The following is a 16,636-nucleotide window of genomic DNA, read 5'->3' on the forward strand; positions in this document are numbered from 1 at the left end:
GTCTTCGGCGCCATGAACACCGCGATCGGCCTGGCCACGGACATGCAGACCGGGCTGAGCAACACGGCCCGTTCGGCGGCGCCCGTGAGGGCCCATGCCGCAGCCGTCCCGTGCCGTCAGTGCCGTCAGTGCCGTCAGTGCCCGCGACCCGGGCTCACGCATTGGCCGACCTCACAGAATCCGCAGCATGGGCTGCAAGCCCGCCCGGGTCCACCAGACCGGGGCGACCGCGATCCGGCGGGGGGGTGACTCGCCGTTTCAGCCGGCGCTCTCGATGCGGGCGAGGGCCTTGTCGGAGATCCGGTGCAGTGTGCGGAGTTCGTCCGGGTCCAGGACGTCGATGAACAGGTCCAGCACCCGGGCCACGTGTCCGGGTGCCGCCTCTGCCAAGTAGGCGTAGCCGGCTTGGGTCAGGATCGCTTGCGTGTACCGCCCGTTGTGCGGGTCGGGCTCGCGGCGCACGAACCCGCGCTTCTCGAGCCGGCCGACCATGTGGGACAGGCGGGACAGTTCCGTGTTGGCCAAGTCCGCGAGCTCGCTCATTCTCGTACGGCGCTCGGGCTGCTCGGACAGGTGCGCCAGCACGTGGTACTCGATGAAGCTGAGCTTGGAGTCCTGCTGGAGCTGCGACTCCAGCGCCGCCGGCAGTCGCTGGAGGAGTTTCACGAACCCGCGCCACGCCGCCAGCTCGTCACCGGTGAGCCAGCGTGACCCGGAGCCCTCTGGCTCCCCTGGAACAGACATGTGCGCAGTCTACCGAGAGACACTGACTTGAATCTTCATGTAAGGCGGGCTAGGGTTTCACTTGAATATTCAAGCGTGACCGGATCGGAAGGACCGTCCATGAGCAACTTGAAGCTCGCCGTCATCCTCGGCAGCACCCGCCCCGGCCGTAACGGCGAAGCGGTGGCGAACTGGGTGCTGACCAAGGCCAAGGAACGCGCCCATGCCGACTACGAACTGATCGACCTGCTCGACTACCCGCTGCCGCACCTGGACGAGGCCGTGCCCGCGAGCCGGGGCGTATACGCGGGCGAGCACACGAAGGCCTGGTCCACCAAGATCAAGGAGTTCGACGGGTACGTCTTCGTCACCCCGGAGTACAACCACTCCACCTCGGGCGTGCTGAAGAACGCCATCGACTACCTCTACGCCGAGTGGAACAACAAGGCCGCTGCCTTCGTGTCGTACGGCTCGCTCGGCGGAGCGCGGGCGATCGAGCACCTGCGGGCGATCGCGAGCGAACTGCAACTGGCCCACGTACGCCAGCAGCTGAGCTTCTCGCTGCTCACCGACTTCGAGAACTTCTCGGTGTTCAAGCCCTCCCCGATACACGACGACGCCGCATCCGTCCTGTTCGACCAGCTGGAGTCCTGGGCCCGCGCACTCGCGTCCGTCCGAAGCTGAGCCCCGATGCGGCTCTGCGGTCTTGAGGAGCACTTCGTCACTACCGACGTGGTCGAGGCGTGGAAGCGGCGCGACCCCCGGCTCGCCGAACCGATGATGAAGTGGGCCGTCGCCAGTGACATCACGTCGGCGTTGCCGGACCTCGACAGCGAACGCATCGCCGCGATGGACGACGCCGGGATCGACGTGTCGGTGCTGTCCCTCACGACGCCGGGGCCGCAGAACCTCGACACGGCGGAGGCGGTTGCCGTGCGGACGCCCACGAACGACGCGATCGCCGCCTCCGCTCCGTCGGCCGCAGCCGCCGAACCGCGGCGCGCGGTCACCGAACCGGGGCTCAACGGCACGCTGGTCAAAGCGAACTCCGATGGCCGGGCTCTGGACGCGCCGGAATTCTGGGACGTCCACGAGGCTGCCGAGGATCTGCGCGCGCCCGTCTACGCGCAGCCCAACGTTCCGTTCCCGGCTGTCACCAAGGCCTACTTCCGCGGTTTTCGGCGCGCCGGTGGACGACATGGCGGCCACCTGCGCGTTCGGCCGGCACTACGACACCGGGCCGACCGTGCTCCGGATGATCATCGCCGGCGTCTTCGACCAGTTCCCCGGGCGGCAGCTCGTCCTGGGGCACTGGGGCGAGGTCGCGCTGTTCGCCGACGCGGGCGGGGGGTCGGCCCTCATGCGACAGCTCGCCCGGCACCTGCCCGGGACGGAATAGACCGTCCTCAAAGGAACCGTGGGCGCGACCTGCGCCCACCCGGAGAAGGACGGCGCGAGCCACTGGGCGGCGAGCGCCCGCGCCGACCCCGCCGGCTCCGAACACGAGTCAGTCACCCCGGAACACCCAGCGAGGACACGTATGAATGCTGCTGCCGATCCTGCCGTTGCCTACGACCGGTTCATGGTCGAGCAGGCTCCCGCCAGTCGCGGTCAGCGTCCCTGGACGCCGGCCGAGGGCCCGATGCCCGCGCTCTACCTCAGCCATGGCTCTCCGGCGCTGTTCGAGGACGCGGTCTGGATGAGCGAGCTGTTCGGCTGGTCCCAGGCGCTGCCCAAGCCGACCGCGATCCTGATCGTCAGCGCGCACTGGGAATCCGCGCCGCTCAGCCTGTCGGCGACGCGCCCGGCCACACCGTTGGTCTACGACTTCGGGGGCTTCGCCGACCGGTACTTCCGGATGACCTACGCAACACCGGACGCCGGCGAACTGGCCGCCCGGGTCGCGGCCTCGATGCCGGACAGCGAACCGGTCCACCAGCACACCATCCGCGGCCTGGACCACGGTGCGTGGGTCCCGTTGAAGACCATGTACCCCTACGGCGACGTCCCGGTCCTGCAGATGTCCCTGCCCACCCACTCCCCCGCCCGGCTGATGGCCATCGGCCGCCGGCTGCGGGGCCTGCGGGAGGAGGGCGTGCTCGTGGTCGGGTCGGGCTACATGACGCACGGGGTTCCGTTTCTCACCCGGGACCAGTTCGTGCACAACGTCGTTCCGTCCTGGTCCGCCGACTTCGACGCCTGGGCGGCCGACGCCCTCACCCGTGGCGACGTCGACACCTTGGCCGACTACCGCAGCCTCGCCCCCGCGGTGCACTACGCGCACCCCACCGTCGAGCACTACACGCCGATGTTCGTCACCCTCGGAGCCGCGACCGCCGCCGGAGCACCCGTACGGACGACGATCGAGGGCTACCGGTTCGGCCTGTCCAAGCGATCCTTCCAAGTCGCTTGATGCCAGGTGCGGCTATGCCGCTCCGCGCGGCATGAGGGCTTCTTCGGCGGCCTTGGCCCGGCCCTCGTCCCCTCGACTCGGTTCGGCCCCGACGAGGCCATCTCCCTCCGGAAAGGCGCGCGGGAGCTCACTTCACTGCGCGAACGGGCACCGCGATGCCTCCGCACGTGCACGGTCGCGGCCGTCTCCCCCGGGTCCGAATCCGACGGTGCGCCACGTCTCACCTCACCAGCAGCCTTCGAAGGGGGCTCCGCCGGACGGCTTCGTCATGCCGTCGTTCGGTGCAAGCCGTCGAGGGCGGTCTCGAAGAGGGGTTGCAGGTAGTCGGGCGATTCGTTGACCTTGGCGATGGCGACGATCAGGTCGAAGACCTGCTCCAGCGTGAGGTCGTCACGGATCTGTCCTGATTCCTGGGCCGCGGCCAGCAGGGGACGACCCACTTCGATGGCTCGGCCACGGTGGCTGGTGATGCCGTCCCGGTCGGTGTGCTCCAGCAGTTCAGAAATGATCAGCCGTTTGTGCGGAATGAACGCGATCTGCAGACGAAGCCAGGCGATCAGAGCTGACGCGGGGGTCTGGCCAGGCTCGATCGTTGCCGCGGCGCAGATCTGATCGACCTCGTCCGCGTAGAGCGCTTCCAGGAGTTCCTGCCGGCCGGGAAAGTTGCGGTACAGGGTGGCCATACCCACCCCGGCGCGACGGGCGATCTCCGCCATGGAGATGTCGGGGACAGGATCGGCGAACGCCTCCCGGGCCGCGTCGAGGATCTTGTCGCGATTGCGTTCCGCGGCTGCCCGCCGCCTGGGGAACGCCGTGTTGCCCGCCTCCATGAACTCCTCCACGCGTGCTCTTCGTGTTCGGGTACGCCAGCCAGGGCCCGCACCTCCCAAGTGGACAGCCTATCCGGTATCGCCCTACGCTTAGCGGACAGGCTATCCGGAAACTTCGAGGAGCAGAGCCATGCCCAGCCGATCACACCCCTTCCCAGACGCCGGCGCATCCGCGCCGTCAGAGGCGGGTCCCTCACACGGGGTGGCCAAGCGCGGTGTGGCGCTCGCGGCCGTCGCGGCCGTGGCGTGCGTGGCGCAGTTCATGGTGGTGCTGGACTCGTCCATCGTGAACGTGGCCCTGCCGGCCATGAAGTCGGGCCTGGGCCTGTCGCCCTCCGCCCAGCAGTGGGTGGTCAACGGCTACCTGGTCGCTTTCGGCGGTCTGCTGCTCTTCGCCGCGCGGGCCAGTGACCTGTTCGGACGCCGCCGTGTCTTCCAGATCGGTCTGGTCGTCTTCTCGGTGGCGTCCCTCGCCGGCGGCCTGGCGCAGGACGGCTGGATGCTGCTGGCGGCCCGGGTGGTGCAGGGCTCGGGAGCGGCGGCGCTCGCACCGTCAAGCCTGAGCCTGATCACCGCCAGCCACAGCGAGCTCGCTCAGCGCACCCGCGCCATGACGTGGTGGGGCGTTGCCGCCTCCAGTGCCGGGGCGGCCGGCATCGTGGTCGGCGGACTGCTGGCGTCGGTGAGCTGGCGGTGGGTGATGCTGGTCAACGTGCCCATCGGCGTCGGGCTGCTGATCGCGAGCCTGACGTGCCTGGCACCGACCGCGACCGGACAACGGCGCTCCCCGATCGACCTTCCCGGCGCGATCACCGTGACGCTGTCGGCCGCGGCACTCGTCTACGGTGTCTCGGCCGCACCTGACGCGGGCTGGGGAGCGGCCCGCGTGATCGTCGCGCTCGTGGCCGGTGCGCTCCTGCTCGCGGCGTTCGTGTCCATCGAGCGACGCACCAGTGAGCCGCTGGTCCCGTTGGGGATCTTCTCCATCGCCAACGTGCGCATGGGCAACGTCCTCACGCTGTGCATGGGCGCCGTCCTCACCGCACCGCTGTTTTTCCTCTCGCTGTATCTGCAACAGGTTCTGGGACAGGGCGCCGCGCGCGCCGGACTGTCCCTGCTCCCCATGGTCGCGGTCATCAGCGTCGGAGTACTGCTGTCCCAGAAGCTGATCCCCCTCGTCGGAGCCCGCCGCCTGGTGGTGACAGGCGGGACCATCGCCGCTGCGGGCCTGGTGTGGGTGGGGCAGCTTCCCGCCCACTCCGACTACGTCGCCCACGTTCTGCTGCCCACCGTGGTCGTCGGTGCGGGCACCAGCCTGACGATGATGCCCGCGATCGTCGCATCGACCAGCGGCATCGACCCCCGCAACGCCGGCGTCGCCTCCGGGCTGATCAACATGTGCCGTCAACTCGGCGCGGCCCTCGGCCTGGCTGTCCTCGTCACCATCGCCGCCACCGTCACCAGCCACAGCACCAGCAGCGGCAACTCGGCCGTCGTGGACGGCTACCGCGTCGCCTTCTACGCGCTCGCCGCCCTCAGCCTCGTCACCGCCGCCCTGGCCCTGCGGCTCAAGCCCGCCCCGGGCACCGCGGCCGCGACGAACCCGGCGGCCGCCGACTGAGCCATACCGCCACCACGGTGGAGACCCCGTTCACCCCGGCCCCCACCGTGGCCCCGCCTCAATCCCCGCACCAGTCAGAAGGAAGCAACCCGTGCCTGTCAACGCCCCCTGCGGACCCATCGTGGGAATCACGCGCGAGGCCCACACCGCCTACCTCGGTATTCCCTACGCCCGCGCCCCCTACCCCAGCCACGCCTTCGACACCCCCCAGCCGCGCGAGACGTTCACCACCTGCTTCGAGGCGACACGTCACGGACCCAGCCCCGCTCACCCCCACGTCGGCCAGGAACTCTTTCCCGACCCCGTCGTCGCGGGCGATGAAGCCCTCAACCTCAACGTCTACGCCCCGTCCCACGGCGACGGGCCCTTCCCGGTGATCGTGTGGCTCTACGGGGGCGGCTTCTTCACCGGCAGCAACGCCAGCCCCTGGTACGACGGAGCCTCCTTCGCCCGCGACGGCGTCGTCTTCGTCGTCCCCAACTACCGTGTCGCCGCTGAAGGGTTCATGATCCTCGACGACCTGGTCGCCAACCGCGCACTGCTCGACATCACCGCCGCCCTGGCCTGGGTACGCGACAACATCGCCGCCTTCGGCGGCGACCCCGCCAACGTCACCCTGGCTGGACAGTCCGCCGGCGCAACAGCCGCCCTCGCCCTGACCGGTGCCCCAGCGGCTCGCGGCCTGTTCCGTCGCCTGGTCGTCATGAGCGCCGGGACTCCTCTGCTCACGCCGCTGGAGCGTATGCGGCAGCTCTCCGCCGACTTCGCGGACCAGCTCGGCATACCGCAGACCCGACAGGCCATCTCCGCCACGCCGACCCCGCGCCGCATGGAACTCGAACAAGCCTGGCTGCCCGGAGAAGTGCGGGCGCTTGCCGAGAGCGTCGACGACCGCGCCCGCCAGGCCGGCCGGGACGCACTGCGCTGGCAGCCCACCCTGGACGGCGACGTCGTCACCACCACACCCGAACAAGCACTCTCCGACCCCGGCGCGGTGGAGGCCCTGCTGATCGGCACCACCACACAGGAATGGAACTTCATCCTCGGCGACCTCACCACCGCTCCCAGCACCGACGCCAGCCTGAAGGGCATGGCCAACCTCGGCCTCACCGCCGACGACCTCGACACCTACCTCGACCGGCTCGGCAGCAAGAATCCGGGCCACGCACTCGCCCAGGCGTTGAGCGACCGCACTTTCCGGCGCCCCGCTCGCCGCATTGCCGACACCGCCGCCAAAGCCGGCATCCCCACCTACACCTACCAGTCCGCCTGGCCCGTTCCCCTCTTCGGCGCCGCCCACTGCGCCGACCTTCCCTTCGTCTTCGACCACCTGGACGCACCCCAGGCCCCCGAGCTACTGGGACCAGACGCTCCCCAGCACATGGCCGAGCGCATGCACACAGCCCTCATCCGCTTCGCACACGGCGACAATCCGGGCTGGAGCGCCTACACCGTCGACGAGCGCCGCACCATGGTCTTCGACCACGATTCCTACGAATGCTCCGACGGCCTCGCCAAGACCCCCAACAACTTCAGGAAGTTCACCTGATCTTCCTCGTTCACGCCGGTCAGGTCCCTGTTCTCGAAGTGTTCCCGCCTGGCGCACTGTCAGGTCGGACGACTTGGTGACGTTCCACTGCCGTCCTCGGCAGGAACGACATGGCGACCAACCGTCACCCCGAATCCGATGAGGTCCATCAGCATGTCCGACCAGCCCGATTTCGATCATCTCGACACCGACTACGACCGGTTCCTCCCCCTTCTCCAGGGGGCCGACGACGGCCTGCTCGCCGCGCTCAAGGCCGTCCCCGAGTCGGGCAGGGTGCTCGACCTCGCATGCGGAGTGGGGGAGCCGGCAGTGACACTGGCACGGCAGCGTCCCGACCTGCGGTTGACAGGCATCGACATCTCCGAGACCCAGATAGCAGCCGCGCGAGCACGCGCCACGCAGCTCGGAATCGACGGTGTGCGATTCGAGGTCATGTCCATGGACGCCCTGGAGCTGGGCACCGGTTCGGTCGACGCGGTCATGTCCCGCATGGGGGCCCTGATGATGGGCGATCCCGCACGCACCGCCCGGGAGGCCGCGCGCGTACTCACCCCCGGCGGCAGGCTCGCCGTCGCAGTATGGGGAACGCTCGACATGCACGCCGCCATGCGGCTCGGCCTCCGCTGCCTGGAATCCGTGCTGCCCGCGGAAGAGGTACCCGACTTCAGCGCCTTCGACCGGCTGGCCGCTGCCGGCGTACGTGACGGTGTCCTCCGCGAGGCAGGTCTGACCGCGGTCGAGTCGCACACCCTGCGCTGGACCTTCGAACGCGCCGATTTCGAGAGCTGGTGGTCCTTGGTCCTCAGCATCCCCGGCCCCATGCAGGACGCCTTCCGCCGTCTTGACCAGGACGCTCTGAGCCGGGCACGCCGCACCATGGCCGAACTCGCCGCCCCCTGTCGCCGTCGGGACGGCTCGTACGCGTTCCCCATGGGCTGCCAACTTCTGAGCGGGCGAGTCTGAGAGGCCGGTACGTGACCTGTCACGTTCGACGCGGGCACAGCACCCGCGGGCACCGCGTGACAGCACGTCCAACCGCTGACCGGCGACTGCCGACCGGGGCCGGATGCCCGCCCTCGGCCAACTGCGCCTTCGGGCAGGTCAGCGCCGAAGAAGCGGTAGCGGACCAGGTCGATGCGGCGGCGGATCTCACCGACCGCGTGATGCCGGCGGAGCTGCCGGACTCCAGGGCCGCACCCGCACCACCCCGATCTCTCCCGTGACCGACACGGCGGGGCGGCGGGGCGGCGACAGGGAACTTCCCGGGTTCGCCCCCACCGCAGCGCGCGGGTCCGCCGGAGACGTCAGTGGCCGGTCAGGCTCCAACCGGGCTCCACCGGAGGAAGAAGCCCGTCAGGGGGCTTTGCTGCCCTCGACGTTGGCGACCATCCTGCGCAGCACCTTGAGCGCGGCTACGTACTCTTCGTCGCTGATGCCCTCGTGGACCACGCCGCGCAGCTCGGTCACCAGCTCGCGCAGCCGCACCCTGGCGGCCTCCCCGGCATCGGTGAGTTGCAGGCGCTGCCCGGTGTCGATCCTGAGCCAGCCGCGGTGGAGCAACTGGTCGATGACACGAGCGATCTCGTGCGGCCCGTCCGCGAGGGACGTCAGCTGGACGACGACCTCCTCGCGGCTCGGCGCCGCGGCCCCACCGTTCACCCGGTTGAGCACCCAGTACTGCGGCTGCGTGACGTCGATCCTGGCCATGGCGTCACGCAGCTGCCGGGTGACAGCCGCCTGAGCGAGGCCACTCCAGTATCCGATGGGCTGAGTGGCCAGCATCTCATCGGGGGCAGCAGGATCGGCCGGCGCCTGGTCGGTGGCAGTGCCAGTCAGGGGTCTCATGATGACGACGCTATATCCCCGTGTTCGGCGTCACGGTGGTCGTCATGCCGGGGCGGGCGTGTGGCGACCGGAGCGTCGGGGAGGCGTGCGCTGAACGTGCTCGCGGTAGGCGGTGTGGGGCGGGTTCCCGAGGACCGGGCGCAGAACGCGCTGGCGCGCGCGTACGTGAAGGTGGGACCGCGTACGGCAGAGCGACGACATGGCCGCGTACGTGTGCCGGATCATGATCCACGCGCACGCCGACCGGTTCCGCAGACGGGCCGTACGTGAGTGGTTCACGCCGCGGCCGCCGGCCTGCCGGTGGGACCGGCCCCCGTGGACGCGGTCGTTCACCCGGGCCGGAGCACGGCACTGGCCGCCGCCGTGCTCGTTCCCGCCTCCGCCGTGGGCCCTCACCGTCACCGTCCCGCGCCGCTGACGGCACGATCCTGGCGCCCCAGACCCAGTCCACCGGCGGCTGACCACCCGGAAGGAGCTCCGAGACCGCCCCCCGAGCAACCGTGGAGGGTTGTGGGTGAGCTGAGTCCAGCTCTTGCTGGGGTGGCGAGGCCGGTGCCCGCAACGCACGAAGCTCCCGTGCCGCTGAGTGAGGTGTTCGACGTCTCAACTCATCAGCTCGGGAGCCTCGTTGCGGACACGGCACCGGGGCTGCTGAAGGTACCGCGGGAGACGGGTCGGGTCGGGTCGGATCAGCGAACGGTGAGGACCACTTTGCCGGTGATCCGGCCGGTGTCACCGAGCGCATGGGCCTTCGCGGCCTGCTCCAGGGGGAAGGACGCCTCGATGACCGGACGCAGGGCGCCGGTCCTGACCAGCTCCGCCACCGCGAGCATCCCCGCCTGATCCGCCTCGACCAGCATCAGTTGGTGACGTACGCCGAGTGCGGCGGCTTCCTCCGTCAAGGTGCGGGTGTTCGAGAGCACCAGGGAGACGAGGACGCCGCCCTTGCGGAGCGTCCGCAGGGAACGGGCCGCGTAGTCGCCGCCGATGAGGTCCATGACCACGTCGACCTTTTCGGTGGCGTTCTCGAAGTCCTCGGTGCGGTAGTCCACGATCTCGTCGGCGCCGAGCTCGCGGAGCAGGTCGTGCTTGGCCGCGCTGGCGGTGCCGACCACGTGGGCGCCCAGGGACTTGGCGATCTGGACCGCGATGTGGCCCACGCCGCCGGCAGCCGCGTGGATCAGGACGCGCTGGCCGGCCCGGACATCGGCCGTGTCCACCAGGGCCTGGCGGGCGGTCAGCGCGGCGAGCGGGAGCGCGGCGGCCTGGACGTGGTCGAGTTCGGCGGGCTTCCGCACCAGAGCGCGGGCGGGAGCGGTGACGTACTCGGCGAAGGCTCCGTGGCCGTGGGGGTAGGGCAGCATGCCGAAGACCTCGTCACCGGCCTTGTGCAGGGAGACGCCGGCACCGACCGCCTCGACGACACCGGACACGTCCCAGCCCAGGACCAGGGGAAGCCGTCCGATGAAACCGGGAAACTGCCGGTGCTTCCAGTCACTTGAGTTCATGCCCGCCGCATGGACCCTCACCAGGACCTCGGACGGTCCGGGGACGGGCCGGTCGATCCGGACTTCCCTCAGCAGGTCGGGGCCGCCCAGTTCGTCCTGGCTGATCGCCCGCATCGTCGCCTCCGTCATACGCCCACCCTTCCGCTCCGTCCGCCCGGCCCGACAGCCGCCCGGCGGTCACCAATTGAGAGTTCCAGCCACGTGCCGTGCGTCGAGCGGCGCCGCCACTCTCCCGGCGACCCCGGCACCCCCGCCGATCCCGAGCGACCCTGGGTGCCCCCGACGGCCCCGGCGATCCCGGGTGCCCCCGCCACCGGCACCGCCCCCGGGCCACCCGTCAGGGCTTCGCCGCCGACCCGATCTCCAACGTCCTGTGGCCCAGTTGGCGCATCAGGTCAGCCATGTCGAACCACGCCGAGCGCTCGATCACCTTCTCGCCGCGGAACCGGTCGATCCCGACGGCGGCGAAGGTGGCCGTGCGGCCGCTCGGCGGCAGCCCACGGAAGGGGCCGAGTTGGGTGCCCTCGCAGACGACCCGGGTCACCACGACATCGCCTTCCGAGATCTGCTCCTGCACCAGGTCCTTGATGTCCGGGAACGCCGTACGGAAGGCGCGGACCCAGATCCGGACGCCCTCGGGGCCGCGCAGGTCGAACTGCGGCCAGTGGAAATCCTCGTCGAACAGTTCGTCCGCAAGGTGTAGTTCGCCGCGCGTGATGATGTTCTCGAAAAGCATCGCGATGCGCTGCTTTCGGGCTTCCGCGGATGTCCCGGAAGGGACCGCCATGACGTGACTCCTCTCGGTCGCCGGTGGTACCCAGTCATAGAACAATCCACCCCGCACGGCCAAGAGCAGCCAATGCGGAAGATACGAGTTGGGCAAGTCCGACAACTCGCCGGCACATGTCGAAGAGGCGTTGCGACCGCACGGTGCAACAGTGACACTGGAGCCAGGCCGCACCCGGGAAACAGGAAACAGGGAGACGTCGAATGACCGGTGGTCACCTGAACAACGTCGGGAATGTTGACCGGTTCTTGGAGAGACTGCGGTCCTTCGAAGCGAACGAAGCCCTGATCTCCGACAATCGCCGTTTCCGTTACGGTGAATTGCTGGAGGCCGTCCGGGACTGGCAGCAGTACCTGGATTCCCAGGCGGTGGGTCCGGGGTCCGTGGTCAGCCTGGAGGGCGGCTACTCCCCCGGCAGCTGTGCCGCGTTGCTCGCCCTGATCGGGCGCGGCGCGATCGTCGTCCCGCTGGGGAGGCTGCCGGAAGCCAGACGCGCGGAGTTCCTCGACGCCGCCCAGGTGGAGGTCACCCTCGACGTGGGCGCCGACGGCGGACGGCGCGGCGCGTCCACGGGGCGTACCGCCGACCACGAGTTGTACCGCCGGCTACGGCTGGCCGGCCTGCCCGGGCTGGTGCTGTTCAGCTCGGGCACCACCGGGCGCAGCAAGGCGTCCGTGCTGGACTTCGACAAGGTGCTGGGGCGCTACCGGGCCCTGCGCAAACCCCTGCGCATCCTTTCCTTCCTCAGTCTCGACCACATCGGCGGGATCAACACCCTGCTGCACACGCTCAGCCAGGGCGGCACGGTGGTCACCGTGTCGGAGCGCACGCCGGACACGGTCTTCGCCGCGATCGCCGGGCACCGCGTCCAAGTGCTGCCGACCACCCCGACGTTCCTCAGCATGGCGCTGCTCTCCGGCGCGGCGGCCCGCCACGACACGTCGTCCCTGGAACTCGTCACGTACGGCACCGAGCCGATGCCCCAGCGGACGCTGCGGCACCTCGGGGACGCATTGCCGACGGTCCGGTTCAAGCAGACGTACGGCCTGTCCGAACTGGGCATCCTGCCCACTCGGTCCAAGAGCAACGACACGGTCTGGCTCAAGCTCGGCGGCGAGGGATTCGAATACAAGATCATCAACGATATCCTCTGGGTGCGTTCCGAGATGGCGATGCTCGGCTATCTCAACGCGCCGACACGGTTCGACGACGAGGGATATTTCGACACGCAGGATGTCGTCGAGGTGGAAGGCGACTACATCCGGATACTCGGCCGCCGTTCCGAGATGATCAATGTGGGCGGCGAGAAGGTCTACCCCGCCGAAGTGGAAAGCGTGTTGCTGGATCTCGAAAACGTGGCGGATGCCACGGTGTCCGGAATTCCCAGCCCGGTGACCGGAATGGCGGTGAAAGCGGTCGTGCGGCTGATAGCCGACGAGTCGGGTGAAAGCGTGGAACGCAGGCTGAGGAAGGCGTGCCGGCAGCGGCTCGAACCCTTCAAGGTTCCGGCGGTCGTGGAGGTGTCGGGAGACCCGCAGCACAATGACCGCTTCAAGAAGATGCGCGGGCTGTCGTGAGCGCCGCGGCCGCGCAACCGCGCACGGCGGTGGTGAGCGGCGGCAGCCGCGGGCTCGGCAGGAAGCTGGTGGAGAGGCTGCTGGCCGACGGTTGGCGCGTCGCGACCTTCAGCCGGAAGGCGAACGGTTTCATCGAGGAGCAGCGGGCAGCGCACCCCGACACGTTCTTCTGGCAGTCCACCGACGTGCTGGAACCCGGTGCGACACGCGAGTTCACCGACGCCGTCGACGCGCGGTTCGGCCGGATCGGCCTGCTGGTCAACAACGCGGGGGTGTTGCACCAGGGGCTCCTGCTGACCATGCCGCCGGCCCAGGTCAGGGAGTCGCTGACGGCGAACCTGCTGGCCCCGGTCGAGCTCACGCAGGCCTGCGTGCGGTCGATGAGCCGGACCGGCGAGGGCGTGGTCGTGAACGTCTCGTCCATCAACGCGGTCCGCGGCTACCGCGGGGTCGCCACCTACGCCGCCGCCAAGGCGGGCATGGAGGGGTTCAGCCGGAGCCTGGCCCGGGAGCTCGGCCCGATGGGCATCCGGGTCTGCACGGTCACTCCGGGCTACTTCGACTCGGACATGACCGCCGGCGTCACCGACCGCAACCGCGAGCGGATACAGCGGCGGACTCCGCTGGGCCGGCTCGGCACGGCCGAGGAAGTGGTGGACGCGGTCCTCTTCCTGGCCTCTCCGGCCGCCGCGTTCATCACCGGACAGTCCCTTGTCATCGACGGAGGCATCTCATGTTGACCCGTGAAGAGCTGACGAGCGTGATACGCGAGAGGATCGGCATGATCCTCCTGGACGACCTCGACGACCTCGGCGAGTTCGACCAGCACGACGACCTCGACGGCGCCCCGGGCACGGGTGCCGCTGCCTACCGCGGCACCGACAACCTCGTCGACATCGGCCTGAACTCCCTGATGCTGGCGCGGCTGGTCATCCAGCTCGCCGCGGAGTTCGGCGGCGATCCCTTCTCCGACGGGAGCGCCACCCTGGCGGACGCGCACACGGTGGACGAGCTGGTCACCGTCTACGAACGCGCCCTGCGCAGCGGCTCGGAGCAGCCGGCATGACGGTGACCGCCCCCCATCTGCGTCTCGACTCGATCGACGAGTACCTCGGCCCGGCGGAGCGGCGCTTCTTCGGGACCGGCTACCGCCGCGCGTCTCATCACGTCAGTGAGGTGCGCGTCCTCCCGGACGGCGGGGCGGACCAGGTCGTCACCGCGCGGGTCACCATCGGGTATCCCGGCGACTGGTCCAGAAAGAAGGACGAGATCGATGTGCCGCCGCACGTCAGCAGCATCGACACTCTCGTCCTGGGCCTCCAACTGGCCGAGGCCCACCTGGCGCACGGCTACCGGCTCGGCCCGGAGCAGCGGCGCGCCGCCCGGCTGCGCCGGATCACGCTCATCGCCGGCGGGACGCCGCAGGAGGAGCTCGCCGACCTGCCGGCGAGCGCGCGGCTCCGCGGCACCAGGCCGCTGCCGGAGGCGCCGGGCGCCCGCGTCTCGGTGTACGAGTGCCGCATCGGTGTGATGCGGGCGCGGTACGAGATCGCCCACGCGGCCCCGGCCGGCTCCGGCCGGCCGACCGGGTTCCCGCGGCTCGAGGACGCGCTGGGTCCGGCCGGGACGCGGTACTACGGCGCGGGGTTCGCCCTGCGTGGGCAGCGGTTGGCCGATGTCACGGTGGACACCGCGCAGTTGTCCGCGCATGCCTCGGTGCTCATGGAGCAGCCGGGGGCGATGCCGGACGGCGTCGAGGGCGCGACGACTCCGGTGTTCTCCCCGGTCGACTGCTTCGTCTCCTGCCTGCAACTCGCGCAGGTGCTGATGTACGAGATGGACGGCATCCGGCGCAGCGACAGCAACACCCTCTGGATGCTGCGGACTTCGCTGGACACCACCCGCCCGCGGGTCCCGGTGGAGTCCGGATCGCGGTATCCGGTGCGGACCGAGGTGACCGCGTCCCATCTCCTGCCGCTGCGCGGCAGGTCCTGGCGGAACACCGAGATCTCCGGCGAGCTGGCCGGCATCCGTCTGCGCTGCTCGCTCGCCCACGCTCTGCCCGAGAAGACCGAAACGACCGACGCCCCCGCCAGAACGCCGTAAGGAGCCGAGACCTTGAAGCTGGCAGTTTCCGGTACCTACTCGTCCGGCAAGACCCTGACCGTCATGACCCTGGCGCACTACACCGGCATCCCGCGCACGCTCGCCGCCACGATCCGGGAGATCATGCCCCTCGCCGTTCCCGGGAAGACGCTCTCCCAGGTCACCCCGGCGGAATACCTGCAGCTCGCGATGCGCCGGCACGTCGGGCGCGCGGTGGCGGAGTCCCGATTCCCCGACGGGTTCCTCTCCGACGGCTCGTCGCTGCAGGAGTGGATCTACGCGGCCACCCGTCTGGCGTACGGGATGGACCCCTCCTCCACCAGCCACCTGGAGCGGATACCGAGGGAGGAACTGACCCCGGAGATGCGCTTCTTCGAAGCGGTGGTCGCCCAGTACGGGCACGCGTTCAAGCAGCACGTGAAGGCGACGTTCGACTCCTTCGTCCACCTCGCCAACGAACTCCCGCTGAGCGCCGACGGTCACCGGCCGATGAACTCCGCCTTCCGGGACGAGTGCGACGCGATGCTGCTCGGCACGCTCGACGAGTTGCGTATCCCGTACCACGTGATCAGCGGTTCCTTCTCCGAACGGCTGGGCAGGATCGTCGACTTGTTCGGCTTTCCGGTGGTCATGCCGGTCGACGAGGCCATCGCTCTCGGCCGGCGGGAGTACGCACGGATCGACAAGCGGATGGAGGCCGACCGCGCCGCGGCCGCCGCCTGACCTGACCTGCCGCCCGCGGCCCACCGACCCCGCGTGCGGAACACGATCAACCCATGGCAATCCGCACATGACCACCAGAAGGAGAACCGACACCATGCCTGTCGACACCGGGCTCCAGCACTCCGGCGAGTTCACCCGCGTGGACTCGGCGAAGGACTCGAACTGGTTCATCCGCTTCATGGACCTGGCCAACGCGCTGCCCGAGTACGGGGCGGTGCGGCGCACCCTGGCCGAGGGGCTGGGACCGCTCACGGGCAGGCACATCCTCGACGTCGGGTGCGGCACGGGGGACGACGCCCGCGAGCTGGCCGCGCTGGTCGGCCCCGAGGGCCGGGTGACCGGCGTCGACCTGAGCGAGGCGATGGTCGGCGAGGCGCGCGGGCGCAGCGCGGGCTCGCCGCTGCCGGCCGAGTTCGCGGTCGGGGACATCCGGCGGCTCGACTTCGCGGACGGGTCCTTCGACGGGGTGCGGGTCAAGCTCGTCCGGCAGCACTGCCCCGACCTGGACGAGGCCGACCACGAGGTGCTGCGGGTGACGCGCAGGGGCGGGCGGATCGCGGTCTTCGACTACGACTTCGACACCCTGACCGTGGACCACCCGGACCGCGAGGCGACCCGGACCGCCGTACACGCCTTCTGCGACAACCACCGGCACGGCTGGAACGCCCGCTCGCTGGAGAACCGCTTCCTCGATCTGGGTGTGACCGGGGTGACCCTGACTCCGCACACCGTGCGGATGTCGTACGCCTTCTTCCAGGCCTCGCTCGGCGAGTTCGTGAACACCACGGTCGCATCGGGCGGCCTGGCCTGGACGCCCGAGGAGTTGGCCGCCTGGTGGCAGCCGCTGGAAGAGGCCGAGAAGCGGGGCAGGTTCTTCGCCTCGATCAGCGGCTTCGCCCTCTCCGGCACCCGTTGAGGCGGTCGAGGCGCTGAATCGGGCCCGTCTCCCGCGGG

The 16,636-nt window shown here is 69.8% G+C and carries 17 protein-coding genes; 12 read left to right on the forward strand and 5 right to left on the reverse strand.

Going from position 1 to position 16,636, the window contains the following annotated elements; genetic code table 11:
• Positions 1-258: 258 nt before the first annotated feature.
• A complete protein-coding gene (locus AB0399_RS15775; RefSeq protein ID WP_366411658.1) occupies positions 259-744 on the reverse strand; it encodes a MarR family transcriptional regulator in 486 nt (161 codons plus the stop codon).
• Positions 745-843: 99 nt separating this feature from the next.
• On the opposite strand from AB0399_RS15775, the gene AB0399_RS15780 reads away from it, so the two are divergent.
• The 3 genes from AB0399_RS15780 to AB0399_RS15790 all read left to right on the forward strand — a co-directional run bounded on the left by AB0399_RS15780 (position 844) and on the right by AB0399_RS15790 (position 3,136).
• On the forward strand, positions 844-1,407 hold the full coding sequence (locus AB0399_RS15780; RefSeq protein ID WP_366411659.1) for an NAD(P)H-dependent oxidoreductase: 564 nt from the start codon (positions 844-846) through the stop codon (positions 1,405-1,407).
• A 505-nt stretch (positions 1,408-1,912) separates the two neighbouring features.
• A complete protein-coding gene (locus AB0399_RS15785; RefSeq protein ID WP_366411660.1) occupies positions 1,913-2,122 on the forward strand; it encodes a hypothetical protein in 210 nt (69 codons plus the stop codon).
• A 183-nt stretch (positions 2,123-2,305) separates the two neighbouring features.
• Positions 2,306-3,136: a class III extradiol ring-cleavage dioxygenase gene (locus AB0399_RS15790; protein WP_366411661.1), complete on the forward strand. Its 831-nt coding sequence runs from the start codon at positions 2,306-2,308 to the stop codon at positions 3,134-3,136.
• Positions 3,137-3,402: 266 nt separating this feature from the next.
• Here the strand turns inward: AB0399_RS15790 and AB0399_RS15795 are convergent, their stop codons facing one another.
• Positions 3,403-3,978, reverse strand: a complete 576-nt coding sequence (locus AB0399_RS15795) for a helix-turn-helix domain-containing protein (RefSeq protein ID WP_366411662.1) — start codon at positions 3,976-3,978, stop codon at positions 3,403-3,405.
• Positions 3,979-4,168: 190 nt separating this feature from the next.
• On the opposite strand from AB0399_RS15795, the gene AB0399_RS15800 reads away from it, so the two are divergent.
• The 3 genes from AB0399_RS15800 (at position 4,169) to AB0399_RS15810 (ending at position 8,099) form a co-directional block, all read left to right on the forward strand.
• A complete protein-coding gene (locus AB0399_RS15800) occupies positions 4,169-5,587 on the forward strand; it encodes an MFS transporter (protein WP_366411663.1) in 1,419 nt (472 codons plus the stop codon).
• Positions 5,588-5,678: 91 nt separating this feature from the next.
• Entirely contained in the window at positions 5,679-7,136 is a 1,458-nt protein-coding gene (locus tag AB0399_RS15805) for a carboxylesterase family protein (protein WP_366411664.1), read from the forward strand.
• A 153-nt stretch (positions 7,137-7,289) separates the two neighbouring features.
• Positions 7,290-8,099, forward strand: a complete 810-nt coding sequence (locus AB0399_RS15810) for a class I SAM-dependent methyltransferase (RefSeq protein WP_366411665.1) — start codon at positions 7,290-7,292, stop codon at positions 8,097-8,099.
• 390 nt (positions 8,100-8,489) lie between these two features.
• On the opposite strand, the gene AB0399_RS15815 is transcribed toward AB0399_RS15810, so the two are convergent.
• The 3 genes from AB0399_RS15815 to AB0399_RS15825 form a co-directional block, all read right to left on the reverse strand.
• Entirely contained in the window at positions 8,490-8,981 is a 492-nt protein-coding gene (locus AB0399_RS15815; RefSeq protein ID WP_366411666.1) for a MarR family transcriptional regulator, read from the reverse strand.
• 689 nt (positions 8,982-9,670) lie between these two features.
• Complete coding sequence (locus AB0399_RS15820) at positions 9,671-10,618, reverse strand: NADP-dependent oxidoreductase (protein ID WP_366411667.1); 948 nt, start codon at positions 10,616-10,618, stop codon at positions 9,671-9,673.
• Positions 10,619-10,826: 208 nt separating this feature from the next.
• Entirely contained in the window at positions 10,827-11,276 is a 450-nt protein-coding gene (locus AB0399_RS15825) for an ester cyclase (RefSeq protein WP_366411668.1), read from the reverse strand.
• Between the two features lie 203 nt (positions 11,277-11,479).
• Between AB0399_RS15825 and AB0399_RS15830 the strand changes: the two genes are divergently transcribed.
• The 6 genes from AB0399_RS15830 (at position 11,480) to AB0399_RS15855 (ending at position 16,598) form a co-directional block, all read left to right on the forward strand.
• The gene (locus tag AB0399_RS15830; RefSeq protein WP_366411669.1) at positions 11,480-12,853 is read left to right on the forward strand and encodes a long-chain fatty acid--CoA ligase; all 1,374 of its coding nucleotides are present in this window, start codon (positions 11,480-11,482) and stop codon (positions 12,851-12,853) included.
• A complete protein-coding gene (locus AB0399_RS15835) occupies positions 12,850-13,593 on the forward strand; it encodes an SDR family oxidoreductase (protein WP_366411670.1) in 744 nt (247 codons plus the stop codon). Before AB0399_RS15830 ends, AB0399_RS15835 begins: the two co-directional genes overlap by 4 nt.
• Positions 13,587-13,919: a phosphopantetheine-binding protein gene (locus AB0399_RS15840; protein ID WP_366411671.1), complete on the forward strand. Its 333-nt coding sequence runs from the start codon at positions 13,587-13,589 to the stop codon at positions 13,917-13,919. The genes AB0399_RS15835 and AB0399_RS15840 overlap by 7 nt, the downstream gene beginning before the upstream one ends.
• Complete coding sequence (locus AB0399_RS15845; protein WP_366411672.1) at positions 13,916-14,959, forward strand: AvrD family protein; 1,044 nt, start codon at positions 13,916-13,918, stop codon at positions 14,957-14,959. The genes AB0399_RS15840 and AB0399_RS15845 overlap by 4 nt, the downstream gene beginning before the upstream one ends.
• Positions 14,960-14,971: 12 nt before the next feature.
• Entirely contained in the window at positions 14,972-15,682 is a 711-nt protein-coding gene (locus AB0399_RS15850) for an AAA family ATPase (protein WP_366411673.1), read from the forward strand.
• Between the two features lie 94 nt (positions 15,683-15,776).
• Positions 15,777-16,598, forward strand: coding sequence for a methyltransferase domain-containing protein (locus AB0399_RS15855; RefSeq protein ID WP_366411674.1), 822 nt, complete (start codon positions 15,777-15,779; stop codon positions 16,596-16,598).
• The last annotated feature ends 38 nt before the right edge of the window (positions 16,599-16,636 follow it).

It is taken from the genome of Streptomyces sp. NPDC088194 (assembly GCF_040702025.1).
Taxonomy (GTDB): Bacteria; Actinomycetota; Actinomycetes; order Streptomycetales; family Streptomycetaceae; genus Actinacidiphila.

What these genes read in the sequence shown, in the direction of transcription:
- AB0399_RS15820 (WP_366411667.1), bottom strand. Translation starts at nt 10,618, where the DNA reads ATGACGGAGGCGACGATGCGGGCGATCAGCCAGGACGAACTGGGCGGC.
- AB0399_RS15790 (WP_366411661.1), top strand. Translation starts at nt 2,306, where the DNA reads ATGGTCGAGCAGGCTCCCGCCAGTCGCGGTCAGCGTCCCTGGACGCCG.
- AB0399_RS15845 (WP_366411672.1), top strand. Translation starts at nt 13,916, where the DNA reads ATGACGGTGACCGCCCCCCATCTGCGTCTCGACTCGATCGACGAGTAC.
- AB0399_RS15775 (WP_366411658.1), bottom strand. Translation starts at nt 744, where the DNA reads ATGTCTGTTCCAGGGGAGCCAGAGGGCTCCGGGTCACGCTGGCTCACC.
- AB0399_RS15780 (WP_366411659.1), top strand. Translation starts at nt 844, where the DNA reads ATGAGCAACTTGAAGCTCGCCGTCATCCTCGGCAGCACCCGCCCCGGC.
- AB0399_RS15815 (WP_366411666.1), bottom strand. Translation starts at nt 8,981, where the DNA reads ATGAGACCCCTGACTGGCACTGCCACCGACCAGGCGCCGGCCGATCCT.
- AB0399_RS15855 (WP_366411674.1), top strand. Translation starts at nt 15,777, where the DNA reads ATGCCTGTCGACACCGGGCTCCAGCACTCCGGCGAGTTCACCCGCGTG.
- AB0399_RS15840 (WP_366411671.1), top strand. Translation starts at nt 13,587, where the DNA reads ATGTTGACCCGTGAAGAGCTGACGAGCGTGATACGCGAGAGGATCGGC.
- AB0399_RS15810 (WP_366411665.1), top strand. Translation starts at nt 7,290, where the DNA reads ATGTCCGACCAGCCCGATTTCGATCATCTCGACACCGACTACGACCGG.
- AB0399_RS15825 (WP_366411668.1), bottom strand. Translation starts at nt 11,276, where the DNA reads ATGGCGGTCCCTTCCGGGACATCCGCGGAAGCCCGAAAGCAGCGCATC.
- AB0399_RS15830 (WP_366411669.1), top strand. Translation starts at nt 11,480, where the DNA reads ATGACCGGTGGTCACCTGAACAACGTCGGGAATGTTGACCGGTTCTTG.